Consider the following 15,700-nt stretch of genomic DNA (forward strand, 5'->3'; position numbering starts at 1 on the left):
GTCAAGAATAAGACGGATACGCCGAGGTCAGATCAGCACGCCGAGATGACCGGGGCGCGTCAAGATCAGACCGGTACGCGCGGATCCCGGGGTGCACCCGGATCAGGCCGGGTACTCCGCGGTCAGGCCGGTCGCCCCGATCGCACACGGACCCCCGGAATCACGCAGGCGCGCCCAGTTCCGCCCACACCGTCTTGCCGGAGAGTCCCGGCGTGCGGACGACGCCCCAGTCCAGACACAGCCGCTGGACGATGAACATGCCATGGCCGCCCGGACGCCCCGCGCGGTGCGGATTGCGGGGTGCCGGCTGGCCGGTGCCCTTGTCGGTGACCTCCACGCGGATGACCTTGTTGTCGCAGCTGATCCGCAGCTGGTCCGGTCCCCCGGCATGCAGGCAGGCGTTGGTGACCAGCTCGGAGACGACGAGGAGCACGTCCTCGGCGGCGGCCCGCTGATCGGCGGAGGCGGCGGGCAGCCAGCCCCACGCGTACAGCGCCTGGCGGGTGAAGTCGCGGGCCAGCGGAACGACACCGCTCTCGTCCTCGAAGCTCAGCCGGCGCACCTGCGGGCCCCCCGGCGGCGCCGCGGCCCCGGACGACGCTCCCGCGCCCTCACCGGACGCGCCGGCCGCCGCTACGCCACCCTCGGACGCCCCGGAAGCGCCGCTGGGCTCCGGCCCGCGGTCGCCCGGCGGGTAGGGCCGGGTGGTGCTCATCAGCGCTTCACCTCACCGATTCACCAGTTCACGATTCAAAGAAATCACTACACCGTCCGTCACGCAGTGCGCGGCATGTCGGTTTCGCGGCACCTCTGCCACCGCGGTGCCCGACGGGTTCAGGATGTCTCCTGCCCTGGGGGACCGGGTGAACACCCATGCATTCCGCACGAAAGACGTGACGGAACCGCGACACCGGTCACAGAGGGGCCGCCGAGGCACCGCGCGCCGACGCACCGCCGGTCAGCCCGACTCGTCGGCCAGGGCCGCCTCGAGCGAATCATGGACGCTGAAGACCGCATCCGCACCCGTGATCTCGAACACGCGCGCCACCACCGGCTGCATACCGGCGAGGGCGACGCCGCCACCGGCGGCCTCCGCCTTCAGCCGTGCCCCGAGGAGCACGTTGAGGCCCGTGGAGTCACAGAACTCCAGGCGCGTGCAATCGATGACCAGGCGCTTGAATCCCTTGGCGAGGCAGTCCTCGAGTGGCTCACGCAACAGATCGGCGGTGTGGTGATCCAACTCACCCGCCGGGGTCACGACGGCGCTAGAGCCCTCTTCCCGCACCTCCACCAGAAGCCGGCCAGACTGTGCGCTGCCGACCGTCCCGCGGTCCATGCCGTCTCTCTCTCCCGACGTCGAGGTGGTTGCTGACGCACTCGAACACTACGCCTTCCCCACACGGTCCGACACCCGAACAACTACACACAAACGGACATATGACCACAGAACGCACTTGCGGTGGGCTCCGGAAAGCGGGTAGGCCTAGTAAGGACACGTACCCGACACGGCCGGCTTTGGAGGCGCCGCACACCGCAGTGCACCTAACGGCTCCGGCAGCCTTATGCCGAGAACGATGGAGGACATCATGTCACCCCGGCTCGACGAATCGCGTACCCACAAAGCGACGTCGACACCCCCTCCGGAACATCTAGATCCCATCGAGCAGGTCGAGATGCTCGTCACACAGGACGGCCTTCTCTCCGGACTTCCGGACATCCCCCCGTACGAGGAAGTCGACGCGGTCGACGCCCGGGCGCTGTCCCGGACCCTCTTCGAGCGTCTGGAGACGCTGGAGGAAGGCACGCACGAGTACTCGTACGTCCGCAACACTCTCGTCGAACTGAACCTCGCACTGGTCAAGTTCGCCGCCTCCCGGTTCCGCTCCCGCAGCGAGCCGATGGAGGACATCATCCAGGTCGGCACCATCGGCCTGATCAAGGCGATCGACCGCTTCGAGCTGAGCCGCGGTGTGGAATTCCCCACGTTCGCGATGCCGACCATCGTCGGCGAGATCAAGCGCTTCTTCCGCGACACCTCGTGGTCCGTGCGCGTTCCGCGGCGGCTCCAGGAGCTGCGGCTCGACCTGGCCAAGGCCGGTGACGAGCTGGCCCAGAAGCTCGACCGCGCCCCCACGGTGGCCGAGCTGGCCGAGCGCCTCGGCATCTCCAACGACGAGGTCGTCGAGGGCATGGCGGCGTCGAACGCCTACACCGCCTCCTCGCTGGACGCCCAGCCGGAGGAGGACGACTCCGAGGGCGCGCTCGCGGACCGCATCGGCTACGAGGACCACGGGCTCGAAGGCATCGAGTACGTCGAGTCGTTGAAGCCGCTGATCGCCGAACTGCCGCCGCGCGACCGGAAGATCCTGTCCCTGCGGTTCGTCGCGGGCATGACCCAGTCGGAGATCGGCGAGGAGCTCGGCATCTCGCAGATGCACGTCTCGCGTCTGCTGTCGCGGACGCTGGTACGGCTGCGCAAGGGGCTGACCGTCGAGGAGTGATCCTCACCCCGGGTGAACGTGTCCCTCGGGGGCGGGCCGCACGGCCCGCCCCCGGGCGCGTGCCACCGTGACCGGCGGCGGTCCTTCACAAAGTTGAGGACCGGCTCAGGAGTTGAGGATCGGCGCCGCCCAGCCGACCACGAGGTGCCACAGCAGCCGGAACGGCACCACGCCCGGTATTCCGAGAAGCACGTTCACCACGAGTGGTGCCGGCCAGTGCCTCAACATCCGCCCCGCCCTCCGGTGACGCCCGTCGACCGCCGGCGCGGCACCCCGTTCTCACCGGACGGTGATCACACCACGCGTACTCCGCGTCGCCACACCCCGCTGACCAGGGGGACGCCGGGCCGGTAGGCCAGGTGGACGTGGCTCGGGGCGTCGAGGAGCGTCAGGTCCGCGTACGCGCCCGGGGTGAGGCGGCCGACGTCGTCCCGCCGCAGGGCCGCCGCGCCGCCCGCCGTGGCGGACCACACGGCCTCGTCCGGGGTCATCCCCATGTCCCGTACGGCCAGCGCGACGCAGAACGGGACCGACGAGGTGAAGGACGAGCCGGGGTTGCAGTCCGTGGACAGCGCGACGGTGACGCCCGCGTCCAGCAGCCGCCGCGCGTCCGGCCACTGGGCCCGCGTGGAGAACTCGGCGCCGGGCAGCAGGGTGGCGACCGTGCGGCCGGCGGCCAGGGCGTCCACGTCCGCGTCGGTGAGGTGGGTGCAGTGGTCGGCGCTGGCCGCGTCGAGCTCGACCGCGAGCTGCACGCCGGGGCCGTAGGACAGCTGGTTGGCGTGGATGCGGGGGTGCAGGCCCTTCGCCTTGCCCGCGGTGAGGATCGCGCGGGCCTGGTCGCCGTCGAAGGCGCCCTTCTCGCAGAAGACGTCGATCCAGCGGGCGTGCGGGGCGCAGGCGTCGAGCATCTCGCCGGTGACGAGGGCGACATAGCCGGCCGGGTCCTCGGCGTGGTCCGGCGGGACGATGTGGGCGCCGAGGTAGGTGACCTCGTCGGTGTGGGCGGCGGCGATGCGCAGGGCGCGGGCCTCGTCCTCGACGGTCAGGCCGTAGCCGGACTTGGTCTCGAAGGTCGTGGTGCCCTGGCGGAGGGCTTCGGCGAGGTAACGGGTGACGTTGGCCTCGAGTTCCGCGTCGCTCGCCGCCCGCGTCGCCGCGACCGTGGTGCGGATGCCGCCCGCGCTGTAGGGACGCCCGGACATGCGGGCGTTGAACTCCTGCGTCCGGTCGCCCGCGAAGACGAGGTGGGAGTGGGAGTCCACGAAGCCGGGCAGGACCGCCCGGCCTTCGGCGTCGACCCGATTGTCAGTGGCGGGTGCTTTGCTTTGATCACCGGTCCACACGACGCGGTCGCCTTCGATGACGACGGCCGCGTCCCGGACCAGTCCGAGGGGGGAACCGTCACCGAGGGAGGGGTCGTTGGTGACCAGGCTGGCGATGTTGGTGATGAGCGTGCTGGCGGTGCTCGCGGAGTGGGCGGGGCTGACGGTAGTCGCGTTGCTCATGGCGTCCTTGGTGGCCTGGTCGGCGGTGTGGGCGGGTTCGGGGGCGGAGGCGGGCCGCCCGTGCGGGCGGCCCGCGGTCATCCGCGCAGGTCTTCGACGGCGTCCGCGAGGGCTCGCGGCACGTCCGGCACGAGGCGGTGGGCCCCGTCCCGTACGACGTGCCGCCCTGCCACGACCGTATGCGACACGTCCGCTGCCGACGCGGCGAATACGGCCGTCTCGGCCCCGAGCCGCGGAAGCGGCCCTGCCGTCCTGACCGAGTCGAGGGCGAGGGTGGTGAAGTCGGCGAGCGCGCCGGCCTCCAGGGTGCCCGCCTCGTCCCAGCCGAGGGCTGAGTGGCCGTCCTCCGAGGCCGCCCGCAGGAGGGCCGCCGCCGTCCAGTGACCTCGGGTACGGGTGCGCAGCCGCTCGTTCAGCTCCATGGCCCGGGCCTCTTCGAGCAGGTCGATCACGGCGTGGCTGTCGGAGCCGAGGCTGAGCGGCGAGCCTTCGTTCTGCAGGGCGACGGCCGGACCGATGCCGTCCGCGAGGTCCCGCTCGGTGGTCGGGCACATGCAGGTGCCGGTGCCGCTGCCGCCGATGAGGGAGATGTCCTCGGCGGTGAGGTGGGTGTTGTGGACACCGGTGGTGCGCGGTCCGAGGACGCCGTGCAGGGCGAGGAGCTGGGCCGGGGTGCAGCCGTGGATCTCCCGGCAGGCCTCGTTCTCCGCGGTCTGTTCGGACAGGTGCACATGGAGCGGTGCCCGCCGCTCCTCGGCCCACTGCGCGACGGTCGCCAACTGGTCGGCGGGCACGGCCCGTACGGAGTGGATCGCCGCGCCGATCCGTGCGTGATCCCGTTCCTTGAGAAGTGAAGAGCGTGCGGCCCAGGCCTCGGCGTCCCCGTCGGAGAAGCGGAGCTGGTGGGTGGTGGGCGGTTGCCCGAAGCCGGAGGAGAGGTAGGCGGTGTCGAGAAGGGTGATGCGGATCCCGGCTTCGGCGGCGGCGGCGATGAGGGCCTCGCCCATGGCGTTGGGGTCGGCGTAGGGGGTGCCGCCGGGGGCGTGGTGGACGTAGTGGAACTCGCCGACGGCCGTGATGCCGGCCAGGGCCATCTCGGCGTACACCGCGCGGGCGAGGGCGTGGTAGCGGTCCGGGGTGAGGCGGGCGGCCGTGGCGTACATGACCTCGCGCCAGGTCCAGAAGGTGCCGGAGCCGACCTGGACGGTGCCGCGCAGGGCGCGGTGGAAGGCGTGGCTGTGGGCGTTGGCCAGGCCGGGCAGGGTAAGTCCGCGCAGGACCTCGGCGCCGGGCGGCGGGGCGGGGACGCCGGTGCGGACGGCGGTGATGCGGCCGTCGGCGACCTCCAGCACCACTCCCGGTTCCACCTGGGTACCGAGCCAGGCGTGCTCCAGCCAGTACGTCCGCGGGGCTGCTGTCGTCACCTGCACGCCAGTCCTTCCAGTACGTCGGCGAGTGCGAGTACCCCGGCCACGCAGTCGTCCTCGCTCGCGGACTCGGCCGGTGAGTGGGAGACGCCGGTGGGGTTGCGCACGAACAGCATGGCGGTCGGGATGCTCCCGGACAGGATCCCGGCGTCGTGGCCGGCGCCGGTGCCGAGGACGGGGACCCTGAGGCCGGTGTCCGTGCCGAGGATGCGGGCCAGTTCGTCGCGCAGGGCATGGTCGAACTCGACGACGGGCGTGAAGGACTCACGGACGATGTCGAGGTCGACGCCGTGCGCGTCCGCGTAGCTGCGGGCCGCCTTCTCGATACCGCCGACGACGGTGTCGAGGCTCGCCTGGTCCTCGGCCCGGGAGTCGAGCCAGCCGCGCACCAGGGAGGGGATGGCGTTGACGCCGTTGGGCTCGACGGCGATCTTGCCGAAGGTGGCGACGGCCCCGGCGAGTTCGGCCTCGCGGCGGGCGGCGAGGACGGTCTCGGCGTAGGACAGCATGGGGTCGTGGCGGTCGGCGAGACGGGTGGTGCCGGCGTGGTTGGCCTCGCCGCGGAAGTCGAACCGCCAGCGGCCGTGCGGCCAGATGGCGCTGGCGATGCCGACCCGGTCGCCGGACAGGTCGAGGGCGCGGCCCTGCTCGACGTGCAGTTCGACGAAGGCACCGATGCGGGCGAGCCGTTCGGGGTCCGGGCCGATGGCGTCCGGGTCGTATCCGGCCGCCTCCATGGCCCGGGGCAGGGTCACGCCGTCGCCGTCGGTGAGCCGGTGCGCCTGTTCGCGGGTGAGCTGGCCGGCGGTGAGCCGGGACCCGACGCAGGCGAGCCCGAACCGGGCGCCCTCCTCGTCACCGAAGTTCACGATGGCGAGGGGCCGCTCGAAGCGGGCGTCCCTGCCGCGCAGCTCGTCCAGGGCGGCGAAGGCGGACACGACGCCGAGGGGGCCGTCGAAGGCGCCGCCGTCGGGCACGGAGTCCAGGTGTGATCCGGTGACGACGGCGTCGCCCTCGACGGGGTCCCCGAGCCAGGCCCACTGGTTGCCGTTCCGGTCGAGCTCGTAGCGCAGCCCGCGGGCGGTGGCCTGGTCCTCGAACCAGGCCCGGCAGTCGCCGTCGACGCCGCTCCAGGCGAACCGGCGGTAGCCGCCGGAGTCGGGGTGCCGGCCGAGGGGGAGCAGCTCGCGCCACATCTGGTGGAAGGAGCCGCCGGTGTCCTGGGTCACGCCGGGTCACCCTCGCGCATGGGGACGCGGACGCCCCGCTCCCCCGCCACCGACTCGGCGATGTCGTACCCGGCGTCGACGTGCCGGATGACGCCCATGCCGGGGTCGTTGGTGAGCACCCGGCGGATCTTCTCGCCCGCGAGTGCCGTGCCGTCGGCCACCGTGACCTGCCCGGCGTGGATGGAGCGGCCCATGCCGACGCCGCCGCCGTGGTGGATCGACACCCAGGACGCGCCGGAGGCGACGTTCACCATGGCGTTCAGCAGCGGCCAGTCGGCGATCGCGTCGGATCCGTCGAGCATGGCCTCGGTCTCCCGGTAGGGGGACGCGACGGAACCGCAGTCGAGGTGGTCGCGGCCGATGACGACCGGCGCGGCCAGCTCCCCGCTCGCGACCATGTCGTTGAACCGCTCACCGGCCTTGTCGCGCTCGCCATAGCCGAGCCAGCAGATGCGGGCGGGCAGGCCCTGGAAGTGGACGCGTTCGCCGGCCATCTTGATCCAGCGGGCCAGGGACTCGTTCTCCGGGAAGAGGTCGAGGATCGCCTTGTCGGTCTTGGCGATGTCGGAGGCCTCGCCGGACAGGGCGGCCCAGCGGAAGGGCCCCTTGCCCTCGCAGAACAGCGGGCGGATGTAGGCGGGGACGAAGCCGGGGAAGGCGAAGGCCCGGTCGTACCCGGCGAGCTGGGCCTCACCGCGGATGGAGTTGCCGTAGTCGAAGACCTCGGCGCCGGCGTCCATGAAGCCGACCATGGCCTCCACGTGCCGGGCCATGGACTCGCGCGCCCGGGTGGTGAAGCCGGCCGGGTCCTTGGCGGCGGCGTCGGCCATGTCCTCGAAGGCGGTGCCCAGCGGCAGGTAGGCCAGGGGGTCGTGGGCGGAGGTCTGGTCGGTGACGATGTCGATGGGCGCGCCCATGGCGAGCAGCTGCGGGACCAGTTCGGCGGCGTTGCCGAGGACGCCGATGGACAGGGGGCGGCGGGCGTCGCGCGCCTCGGTCGCCAGCTTGAGGGCGTGGTCGAGGGAGTCGGCCTTCACGTCGAGGTAGCGGTGCTCGATGCGGCGCTCGATGGCGCGCGGGTCGCAGTCGATGCAGATCGCCACACCGTCGTTCATCGTGACGGCGAGCGGCTGGGCGCCGCCCATGCCGCCGAGACCGGCGGTCAGGGTGATGGTGCCGGCCAGGGTCCCGCCGAACTTCTTCGCGGCGACGGCGGCGAAGGTCTCGTAGGTGCCCTGGAGGATGCCCTGGGTGCCGATGTAGATCCAGGAGCCGGCCGTCATCTGGCCGTACATGGTCAGGCCGAGGTGTTCCAGGCGGCGGAACTCCTCCCAGTTGGCCCAGTCGCCGACGAGGTTGGAGTTGGCGATGAGGACGCGCGGGGCCCACTCGTGGGTCTGCATGACCCCGACCGGGCGGCCGGACTGGACCAGCATGGTCTCGTCCTGCTTGAGGCCCTTCAGGGTGCGCACCATGGCGTCGAAGGAGCGCCAGTCGCGGGCGGCCTTGCCGGTGCCGCCGTAGACGACGAGCTTGTCGGGGTGCTCGGCGACCTCGGGGTCGAGGTTGTTCTGCAGCATCCGCAGGGCGGCTTCCTGCTGCCATCCCAGGGCGCTCGGTTCCGTGCCGCGCGGCGCTCGGACGGGGCGGGGTCCTGACATGGTCTGCCTCCTGGTGGGTGCTCCCGGCGGAATGTTGCTGCTTCTATTCACATCCTGGACTGATGAATAGAGCTAGTCAATACGTCGGGGCTTCGGCGCGGCGGTGCCGGGGATGTTTGGCTGGATGCATGGGCGCACACATCGAGGCGGCAGCGGCGGGCGACACCGGGGCCGGGCGGGCGGCCCGGCGGGACGAGGCGGTGCGGGCCGCCGTCGAGCAGGGGCTGCTCGGGCCGGACAGTCCCGTCGTCGGACTGCTGGACGTCACCGGCATCCGGGAGTCGGCGGCGGAGCTGCGGGCGGCGTTCGAGGCGGTGGTGGCGCCGGGCACGCCCGTGCTGCACGCCTTCGCGGTGAAGGCGACCCCGCTGGTGCCGGTCCTGCGGCTGCTGCGCGAGGAGGGCGTGGGCGCGGAGGTCGCGAGCCCGGGTGAGCTGGCGCTGGCGCGGGCCGCGGGGGTGCCCTCGGCCATGACGGTGCTGGACTCGCCCGCGAAGACGCCGGCCGAACTGCGCGAGGCGCTGGCCCTGGGCATCGCCGTCAACGCGGACAATCCGCAGGAGCTGGACCGCATCGACGCCCTGATCGGGCCGGGGACGAGCCGCTCGCCTCTGGGAATCCGGGTGAATCCGCAGGTGGGCGGCGGCTCCATCGAGGCGTTGTCCACGGCGACGGCCACCTCGAAGTTCGGGGTGGCGCTGCGCGACGAGGGCGCCCGGGAGTGGGTCGTCCAGGCGTATCTGGACCGGCCGTGGCTGACCCGGCTGCACGCGCACACCGGGTCCCAGGGCGTCCCGCCGGCCCTGATGGCACGGGGCGTGGCGGAGATCTACGCCCTGGCGGAGGAGATCAACCGGCGGGCCGGGCGGCAGCAGGTCGACACGCTCGACATCGGCGGCGGCCTGCCGGTGAACTTCGCGTCCGAGGAGACGACCCCGACGTACGCGCGGTACGCGCGGCTGCTGGCCGATCAGGTGCCGGGGCTGTTCGACGGAAGGTACGGGCTGGTCACCGAGTTCGGGCGGTCACTGCTGGCGAAGCACGGGACGGTGGTGGCGCGGGTCGAGTACGCGAAGGCCTCCGGCGGGCGGGCGGTGGCGGTGACGCACGCCGGGGTGCAGGTGGCCGCGCGGACGGTGTACGCGCCGGAGAGCTGGCCGTTGCGGATCTCCGCGTACGACGCGAAGGGGCGGCCGAAGGACGGGCCGGTGGTGGTGCAGGACGTCGCGGGGCCGGCCTGTTTCGCGGGGGACCTGCTGGCGCAGGGGCGGTCCATGCCGCTGCTGGAGCAGGGGGACTACGCGGCGGCGCTGGACACCGGGGCGTACTACTTCGCACACCACTACGGGTACAACTCGCTGGTCCGGCCAGGGGTGTACGGGTTCGGGCCGGGCGGGAGGTTCGCGGTGGTGCGGCGGGCGCAGACATTGGAGGAGGTCGTAGCCGAGTCGGGTGGGGCGGAGGCCGATGCACTGACGCGAGCACCGTGGGAGGTTCCGTAGGTTCCCGGCCTCGGGTGCGTCGCGGCCGGTCGCGCAGTTCCCCGCGCCCCTCGGGGCGGGCCCACCACTGCCGATTCACACCAGCGCAGAGGGTTGGCCCACGGTGCCGGCCGCGGTGCGTCGCGGCCGGTCGCGCGGTTCTCCGCGCCTCTGGGGCATTGCGCCGCTGCTCGATCACACGAGCGTCGGCGTTTTCCTCCGTGCGCCTCCCGGTGCCGCGTCGCCGGCCGCGATGCCCGTGCTGCGGTACGCCTTCACCTGCTTGCCGGCCGGGTGGGCCGCTCCCCCGCGCAGCCAGTCCACGCGGACCCACAGCAGCGCGTCGCCGTCCCGCTCCCGGCGGCCCAGCCAGGCCGACTTCAGCCACAGGCCCACGCCGCAGCCGGCCAGGAGCATCCCCCCGGCCGCAGGGGTGGCGAAGGCGCTGCCCAGGGCGGCGAGGAAGGCGAGGAGGAGCCACCAGCGGTGTTCGCGACGCCAGTTGCGCACGGTGACCGCGCGGTCCTGGAGAACGTCGTGCTTCCCGGCCCGGGACGCGGAGGCGGCCAGGGCCACGTAGCGCTTGCGGCGGACGGCGCCCACGACGGCCACCGCCAGGACGAAGAGGGCCGCTCCGGCCAGGACCCCGATCCGGCGTCCCGTCAGGCCCGGTGCGAGCAGGCCGATGCCCGTCGCGAGCACGCCCAGCCACCACAGCGGGGCCGCCCCCGCCCGTACGACGACGGCCACCCGGGCCAGTCCCTGTCCTCCACGCGTCACGTCCAGCCTCCGTCCGGTCTCCGAAGCCTTGGGGAGCCGTAGGGTAGCGACGCAATGTGAGACGAATCTGAGAAGCCGCGCGGCGTGCCGTCAGTCGACGAACAGGCCCCGCGCCGCCGCCTTCGCGTCGAACTCCTCCAGACGGGACTGCGCCTGTGGCAGGTCGTCGCACATCGCCTCCAGCAGGACCCGGCCGAGCAGCATCGGCGCACAGGCCGTGTCGAAGGCGAGGCCGGTGCCGACGGCGGCGGGCAGCAGCAGGTCGGAGACCTTGGCGACGGGTGCGAACGCGGAGTCGGCGACCGTGACGACGGTCAGCCCGGCCTCCCGGGCGTAGCCGAGGGTGTCGACGACCTCGCGGGGGTGCCGGGGCAGGGCGAAACAGAGCAGTGCGCTCGCCCCGGCCCGGACGGCGGCGTCGATGCGGTCCTGGAGCATGGTGCCGCCCTCGCCGAGCAGCCGTACGTCGGGGTGGACCTTGGCGGCGAAGTAGGCGAAGCCGTGTGCCTGGGCGGCGGCGGCCCGCAGGCCCAGGACGAGGAGCGGGCGGGAGGCCGCCAGGAGGCGTCCCGCGCGCTGCACGGGCGCGGGGTCGGCCAGTGCCTCCGCCAGGTGCCGCAGGTTCGCGATCTCGGCCTCGACGGCCTGCTGGTACTCGTTGTGGACCCCGGCCTCCTCGGCCGGTTCGGCGGGGGCGACCTCGCGCAGGTGGCGACGCAGGGCGGGGTAGCCGTCGAAGCCGAGGGCGACGGCGAAGCGGGTGACGGACGGCTGGCTGACCCCGGCCAGTTCGGCGAGCTCCACGCTCGACAGGAACGGCACGTCGGCGGCGCGCCGCACCATGCTGTGCGCGATGCGCCGCTGGGTCGGCGTCAGCCGGTGGCCCTCGAACAGGGCCTGCAGCCGCGCGGCAGGGCTGTCGGTCACGCTCATGACGTGCTCCCCCTCGCCTATTCAGTAGCTGAGGATTCTGCATGAGCATATGCAGAGCGGCAAGCCGGACCGGTGGGCGGCGGGGGCCCGGACCGGCAGACCCCTGGGGGAACAGGGGGGCTAACCCCAGTGCGGCCCGCGGCGGCGCTTTCTACGGTGGGGCGCATGACGGGAATGGACGCGCGGGACACCGAACTGAAGAAGGAACTCGACGCCACCCTGCACGCCCGCAGGGACCTCGGCGAGGAGTACGAGTCGGCGCTGGTCGAGTCGTTCCTGGAGAAGGTCGACCAGCGCATCGACAGCGCGGTGGAACGCCGGGTGCGGCGCCAGCTCGCCGAGCAGCAGATGCAGACGGCCCGGGACTCGCGGGCGCCGCGGGCCACCGACTCCTGGGGCGAGCGGTTCGGGTTCGGGATCGTCTCCCTGGTCCTCGCGGTGCCGCTGTCCGCGATCGGCGGCGGCGTGGCCCGGCTGCCCGGCATGCTGGTCGCCTGGGCGGGCATCGTCGGCGTCAACCTCGTCCAGGCGGCCCGCAGCAACCCGGACCTCTTCGGACGCCGGCGTGCGTCCTCCCGGAGCGGTGAGTGGGAGGACTGAGCGCCCCGCCCCGCCCGTCTCAGACCTGCCGGGTGGGCAGCGCGACGATCTGGCGCAGATTGACCCGGCGGGGCCGGCTCGTCACGTAGGCCACCAGGTCGGCCAGCTCCTCGGCGGACAGCGCGCCCACCGCGTCGAGCATGCCCTCGACCTGCCGGGACAGTTCCGCGTCGGCGATGTGGGTGCGCAGCTCGCTCTCGACGAAGCCGGGTTCGATGTTGGTGACCCGGACGTCCCGGGGCCCGAACTCCCCGCGCAGGGCTTCCGACAGATAGGTGACGGCCGCCTTGGTCGCGCCGTACACCGCGTAGTTCGGGAAGCTGACGTGCGCGGCGATGGACGAGATGTTGACGATGTCGGCCGCACGGCCGCTCGCTGCGGCGTCCACCAGGTCGCCGGTGAAGGCGCCGATCATGCGCAGCACCCCGGCGACGTTGGTGTCGAGCATCCGCTGCCACTCGTCGGCGCGCCGGGCGTCGACGGGGTGCGGCAGCATCACGCCGGCGCAGTTCACGACGAGGTCGACGGTCCCGTACTCGGCGTGGACGCGGTCGGCGGCGTCCGCGACGGACGTCTCGTCGGTGACGTCGGCGGCGACGGCCAGGGCCTGTCCGCCGTCGGCCCGGATCTTCCCGGCGATCGCCGTCAGCCGTTCCGCACGCCGGGCCACCAGCGCCACCCGGGCTCCCCGAGCGGCCAGCAGTACGGCGACGGCCTCGCCGATCCCGCTCGCGGCTCCGGTGACGACGGCAGTGCGGCCGGCCAGGTTGTCGTACGACATGGGATACCCCCTCGGTGGCGGCCGGGGCGTCTCCCCGGCCTCGGACACCACCCTCGGCGGCTTCGGCCGCCCTACCCAGGGCAGCGCTTTTCCTGGGTCTGCCGGTACCAGGTTCGCCGGGCCCGGACGGCCTAGGCTCGGGGCCCATGGACGGAGAACTGGGAGACTTCCTGCGCTCGCGCCGCGCCCGGATCCGGCCGGAGGAGGTGGGGCTGCCGTCGTACGGCCGCCGCCGCGTCCCGGGTCTGCGCCGTGAGGAGGTGGCGCAGCTGGCCGGGGTCAGCGTCGACTACTACGTCCGCCTCGAACAGTCCCGGGGTCCCGGGGACCCGTCCCGGACCAGGTCCGGGGGCGTGTCGGACGCCGTGCTGGACGCGATCGCGCGGGTGCTGCGGCTGGACGAGGCCGAGCAGGCGTATCTGAGGGCGGTGGCCCGGCCCCGGCGGCAGGACGGGCCCGGGCCGGCCGCGTCCCGGGTGCGGCCGGGTGTGCGGCTGCTGCTGGACGGCATGGACCGCAGCCCGGCCTACGTCCTGGACCACCGTATGGAGGTGCTCGCCTGGAACGCCCTCGCCGACGCCGTGCTCGGCTTCGGCGGCCCGGGCGACCTCAGCCTGCCGCGGCGTCTGTTCCTCGACCCGGAGGCGCGCGAGCTCTACCCGGACTGGGACGACGTCACCGCCCAGATGGTCGCGCATCTGCGGCTGCAGGCGGGCCACCACCCGGGCGACCCCGCCACGGCGGAGCTCGTCGCGCAACTGTCCCGGGCCAGCGAGCGGTTCCGCCATCTGTGGGCCGACCACCTGGTCAAGCCCTGCGACCACGGCGTGAAGCTCCTGCGGCACCCGGTCGCGGGTCTGCTGACCCTCCCCTACGAGACCCTGACGATCCCGGCCGCCCCGGACCAGACGATCGTGGCGTACACGCCGGAGCCGGGTTCGCAGACGGCGGAGCGCCTGGCGCTGCTGGGGAGCTGGGCGACGAGCGGGACGGGCTGACGCCGTGTGAGTGAGGTGCGCGGGGACCGCCGCACCCCCGTGAACGGGGGGCGGGACGACGGCGGTCCCCGCGAAGGACGCGGGCCCGGTCAGGGCCGGGCGTACGCGTCCATGGCGTCCGTGGAGGTCCGGGAGCCGCTCCGGAGGTCCTTGACGCCGTTCGGCGCCGGTTCGGACGGGGAGCCGCTCCCGCCCTTGCCGACATCCACCAATGTGCAGGACGCGTGTTAAGCGGGTGCTGCGCGAACGTGACACCCGCGTACCGGTTGCGCGAAGTCCGCGAAGATCACGGACGTCGCAAGTCGGCCCGGTTCACGGGCGGTTCAGCGGGGGTCGGCCGTCACTTCCCCGTGCGGGCGAGGAAGGACAGCAGGTCCTGCCGGCTGACCACACCGGTCGGCTTGCCCTCGACGAGGACGATCGCCGCGTCCGCCTTGCCCAGCACGGCCATCAGGTCCGCGACCGGCTCGCCGGAGCCGACCTGGGGCAGCGGCGCGGACATGTGCTTCTCCAGCGGGTCGTCGAGCGAGGCGTTCTTGCTGAACAGCGCGTCCAGCAGCTCGCGTTCCACGACCGAGCCGACGACCTCGGCGGCCATCACGTCGGGGTGGCCGGCGCCCGGCTTGACGACGGGCATCTGCGAGACGCCGTACTCGCGCAGCACGTCGATGGCCTGACCGACCGTCTCCTCCGGGTGCATGTGGACGAGGGAGGGCATGCGGTCGCCCTCCTTGTCGTTCAGGACGTCGGCGACGCGGGCGCTCGGTCCGGTGTCCTCCAGGAAGCCGTAGTCGGCCATCCACTCGTCGTTGAAGATCTTGCTGAGGTAGCCGCGGCCGCTGTCCGGCAGCAGGACCACCACGACGTCGTCCGGGCCGAGCCGCTCGGCGACCTCCAGCGCGGCGACGACCGCCATGCCGCAGGAGCCGCCGACCAGCAGGCCCTCCTCCTTGGCGAGGCGGCGGGTCATCTGGAAGGAGTCCTTGTCGGACACGGCGACGATCTCGTCCGCGACGGTGCGGTCGTAGGCGGTCGGCCAGAAGTCCTCACCGACGCCCTCGACGAGGTACGGACGGCCGGAGCCGCCGGAGTAGACGGAGCCCTCGGGGTCCGCGCCGACGACCCTCACGGAGCCGTCGCTGATCTCCTTGAGGTAGCGGCCGGTCCCGGAGATGGTGCCGCCGGTGCCCACGCCCGCCACGAAGTGGGTGATCTTCCCCTCCGTCTGCTCCCACAGCTCCGGGCCGGTCGAGTGGTAGTGGGAGAGCGGGTTGTTGGGGTTGGAGTACTGGTCGGGCTTCCAGGCGCCCGGCGTCTCACGGACCAGCCGGTCGGAGACGTTGTAGTACGAGTCCGGGTGCTCGGGGTCGACGGCCGTCGGGCAGACCACGACCTCGGCACCGTAGGCGCGCAGCACGTTGATCTTGTCGGTGCTCACCTTGTCGGGGCACACGAAGATGCACTTGTACCCCTTCTGCTGCGCCACGATGGCGAGCCCGACGCCGGTGTTGCCGCTGGTCGGCTCGACGATCGTGCCGCCGGGCTTGAGCGCGCCGCTCTCCTCCGCCGCCTCGATCATGCGCAGGGCGATGCGGTCCTTCACCGAACCGCCGGGGTTGAAGTACTCCACCTTGGCCAGGACGGTCGCCCTGATGCCCTTGGTCACGCTGTTGAGCTTCACCAGCGGGGTGTTGCCGACGAGGCTGATCATCGAGTCGTGGAATTGCACCGTTGTCTCCGGATGCCGCAAAGAAGTGATCCTGATGGTGCCGCCAGCCTATGACCTCCCCGTGGTCCGTGA

At 72.6% G+C, this 15,700-nt stretch carries 14 protein-coding genes; 4 read left to right on the forward strand and 10 right to left on the reverse strand.

Features of this window, described 5'->3' with window-relative positions:
• Positions 1-160: 160 nt before the first annotated feature.
• Positions 161-715 carry an ATP-binding protein gene (locus tag ACFZDI_RS24720; protein ID WP_234846911.1) on the reverse strand — a complete coding sequence of 185 codons (555 nt, stop codon included), beginning with the start codon at positions 713-715 and terminating at the stop codon, positions 161-163.
• Between the two features lie 243 nt (positions 716-958).
• Entirely contained in the window at positions 959-1,336 is a 378-nt protein-coding gene (locus ACFZDI_RS24725; protein ID WP_234846910.1) for an STAS domain-containing protein, read from the reverse strand.
• Positions 1,337-1,586: 250 nt separating this feature from the next.
• On the opposite strand from ACFZDI_RS24725, the gene ACFZDI_RS24730 reads away from it, so the two are divergent.
• Positions 1,587-2,501, forward strand: a complete 915-nt coding sequence (locus tag ACFZDI_RS24730) for an RNA polymerase sigma factor SigF (RefSeq protein ID WP_234846909.1) — start codon at positions 1,587-1,589, stop codon at positions 2,499-2,501.
• A gap of 293 nt (positions 2,502-2,794) precedes the next feature.
• On the opposite strand, the gene hutI is transcribed toward ACFZDI_RS24730, so the two are convergent.
• Genes hutI through hutU form a run of 4 tightly spaced genes read right to left on the reverse strand, consistent with a single transcriptional unit; the run spans position 2,795 to position 8,326 of the window.
• Positions 2,795-4,090, reverse strand: a complete 1,296-nt coding sequence (gene hutI / locus ACFZDI_RS24735) for an imidazolonepropionase (RefSeq protein ID WP_391253317.1) — start codon at positions 4,088-4,090, stop codon at positions 2,795-2,797.
• A complete protein-coding gene (locus ACFZDI_RS24740; protein ID WP_391253319.1) occupies positions 4,087-5,439 on the reverse strand; it encodes a formimidoylglutamate deiminase in 1,353 nt (450 codons plus the stop codon). The genes hutI and ACFZDI_RS24740 overlap by 4 nt, the downstream gene beginning before the upstream one ends.
• Positions 5,430-6,632 carry an allantoate amidohydrolase gene (locus ACFZDI_RS24745; RefSeq protein WP_391253885.1) on the reverse strand — a complete coding sequence of 401 codons (1,203 nt, stop codon included), beginning with the start codon at positions 6,630-6,632 and terminating at the stop codon, positions 5,430-5,432. The genes ACFZDI_RS24740 and ACFZDI_RS24745 overlap by 10 nt, the downstream gene beginning before the upstream one ends.
• 29 nt (positions 6,633-6,661) lie before the next feature.
• Complete coding sequence (gene hutU, locus ACFZDI_RS24750; protein ID WP_234846906.1) at positions 6,662-8,326, reverse strand: urocanate hydratase; 1,665 nt, start codon at positions 8,324-8,326, stop codon at positions 6,662-6,664.
• Positions 8,327-8,454: 128 nt separating this feature from the next.
• Here hutU and ACFZDI_RS24755 point away from each other — a divergent pair, with 128 nt between their 5' ends.
• Positions 8,455-9,828, forward strand: a complete 1,374-nt coding sequence (locus tag ACFZDI_RS24755; protein ID WP_391253321.1) for a diaminopimelate decarboxylase — start codon at positions 8,455-8,457, stop codon at positions 9,826-9,828.
• 174 nt (positions 9,829-10,002) lie between these two features.
• Here ACFZDI_RS24755 and ACFZDI_RS24760 read toward each other — a convergent pair whose 3' ends face one another.
• Together ACFZDI_RS24760 and ACFZDI_RS24765 are read right to left on the reverse strand one after the other, a co-directional pair.
• Positions 10,003-10,587 (reverse strand): hypothetical protein, encoded by a 585-nt coding sequence (locus ACFZDI_RS24760; protein ID WP_391253323.1) that lies wholly within the window; start codon positions 10,585-10,587, stop codon positions 10,003-10,005.
• Between the two features lie 90 nt (positions 10,588-10,677).
• On the reverse strand, positions 10,678-11,520 hold the full coding sequence (locus ACFZDI_RS24765; protein WP_234846903.1) for a MurR/RpiR family transcriptional regulator: 843 nt from the start codon (positions 11,518-11,520) through the stop codon (positions 10,678-10,680).
• Between the two features lie 174 nt (positions 11,521-11,694).
• Between ACFZDI_RS24765 and ACFZDI_RS24770 the strand changes: the two genes are divergently transcribed.
• On the forward strand, positions 11,695-12,120 hold the full coding sequence (locus tag ACFZDI_RS24770) for a hypothetical protein (RefSeq protein WP_234846930.1): 426 nt from the start codon (positions 11,695-11,697) through the stop codon (positions 12,118-12,120).
• A 19-nt stretch (positions 12,121-12,139) separates the two neighbouring features.
• Here ACFZDI_RS24770 and ACFZDI_RS24775 read toward each other — a convergent pair whose 3' ends face one another.
• Entirely contained in the window at positions 12,140-12,901 is a 762-nt protein-coding gene (locus tag ACFZDI_RS24775; protein ID WP_391253325.1) for an SDR family NAD(P)-dependent oxidoreductase, read from the reverse strand.
• A 146-nt stretch (positions 12,902-13,047) separates the two neighbouring features.
• Between ACFZDI_RS24775 and ACFZDI_RS24780 the strand changes: the two genes are divergently transcribed.
• On the forward strand, positions 13,048-13,899 hold the full coding sequence (locus tag ACFZDI_RS24780) for a helix-turn-helix domain-containing protein (RefSeq protein ID WP_391253327.1): 852 nt from the start codon (positions 13,048-13,050) through the stop codon (positions 13,897-13,899).
• Between the two features lie 340 nt (positions 13,900-14,239).
• On the opposite strand, the gene ACFZDI_RS24785 is transcribed toward ACFZDI_RS24780, so the two are convergent.
• Positions 14,240-15,628 carry a cystathionine beta-synthase gene (locus tag ACFZDI_RS24785; protein WP_234846900.1) on the reverse strand — a complete coding sequence of 463 codons (1,389 nt, stop codon included), beginning with the start codon at positions 15,626-15,628 and terminating at the stop codon, positions 14,240-14,242.
• Positions 15,629-15,700: the final 72 nt, after the last annotated feature.

It is taken from the genome of Streptomyces sp. NPDC007907 (genome assembly GCF_042959365.1).
Classification (GTDB): domain Bacteria; phylum Actinomycetota; class Actinomycetes; order Streptomycetales; family Streptomycetaceae; genus Streptomyces; species Streptomyces indiaensis.

Bases quoted from the DNA above. Each gene is read 5' to 3' on its own strand.
- hutI (WP_391253317.1), bottom strand. From the start codon at position 4,090: ATGACCGCGGGCCGCCCGCACGGGCGGCCCGCCTCCGCCCCCGAACCC.
- ACFZDI_RS24720 (WP_234846911.1), bottom strand. From the start codon at position 715: ATGAGCACCACCCGGCCCTACCCGCCGGGCGACCGCGGGCCGGAGCCC.
- ACFZDI_RS24745 (WP_391253885.1), bottom strand. From the start codon at position 6,632: ATGTGGCGCGAGCTGCTCCCCCTCGGCCGGCACCCCGACTCCGGCGGC.
- ACFZDI_RS24780 (WP_391253327.1), top strand. From the start codon at position 13,048: ATGGACGGAGAACTGGGAGACTTCCTGCGCTCGCGCCGCGCCCGGATC.
- ACFZDI_RS24730 (WP_234846909.1), top strand. From the start codon at position 1,587: ATGTCACCCCGGCTCGACGAATCGCGTACCCACAAAGCGACGTCGACA.
- ACFZDI_RS24755 (WP_391253321.1), top strand. From the start codon at position 8,455: ATGGGCGCACACATCGAGGCGGCAGCGGCGGGCGACACCGGGGCCGGG.
- ACFZDI_RS24765 (WP_234846903.1), bottom strand. From the start codon at position 11,520: ATGAGCGTGACCGACAGCCCTGCCGCGCGGCTGCAGGCCCTGTTCGAG.
- ACFZDI_RS24775 (WP_391253325.1), bottom strand. From the start codon at position 12,901: ATGTCGTACGACAACCTGGCCGGCCGCACTGCCGTCGTCACCGGAGCC.
- ACFZDI_RS24770 (WP_234846930.1), top strand. From the start codon at position 11,695: ATGGACGCGCGGGACACCGAACTGAAGAAGGAACTCGACGCCACCCTG.
- hutU (WP_234846906.1), bottom strand. From the start codon at position 8,326: ATGTCAGGACCCCGCCCCGTCCGAGCGCCGCGCGGCACGGAACCGAGC.
- ACFZDI_RS24725 (WP_234846910.1), bottom strand. From the start codon at position 1,336: ATGGACCGCGGGACGGTCGGCAGCGCACAGTCTGGCCGGCTTCTGGTG.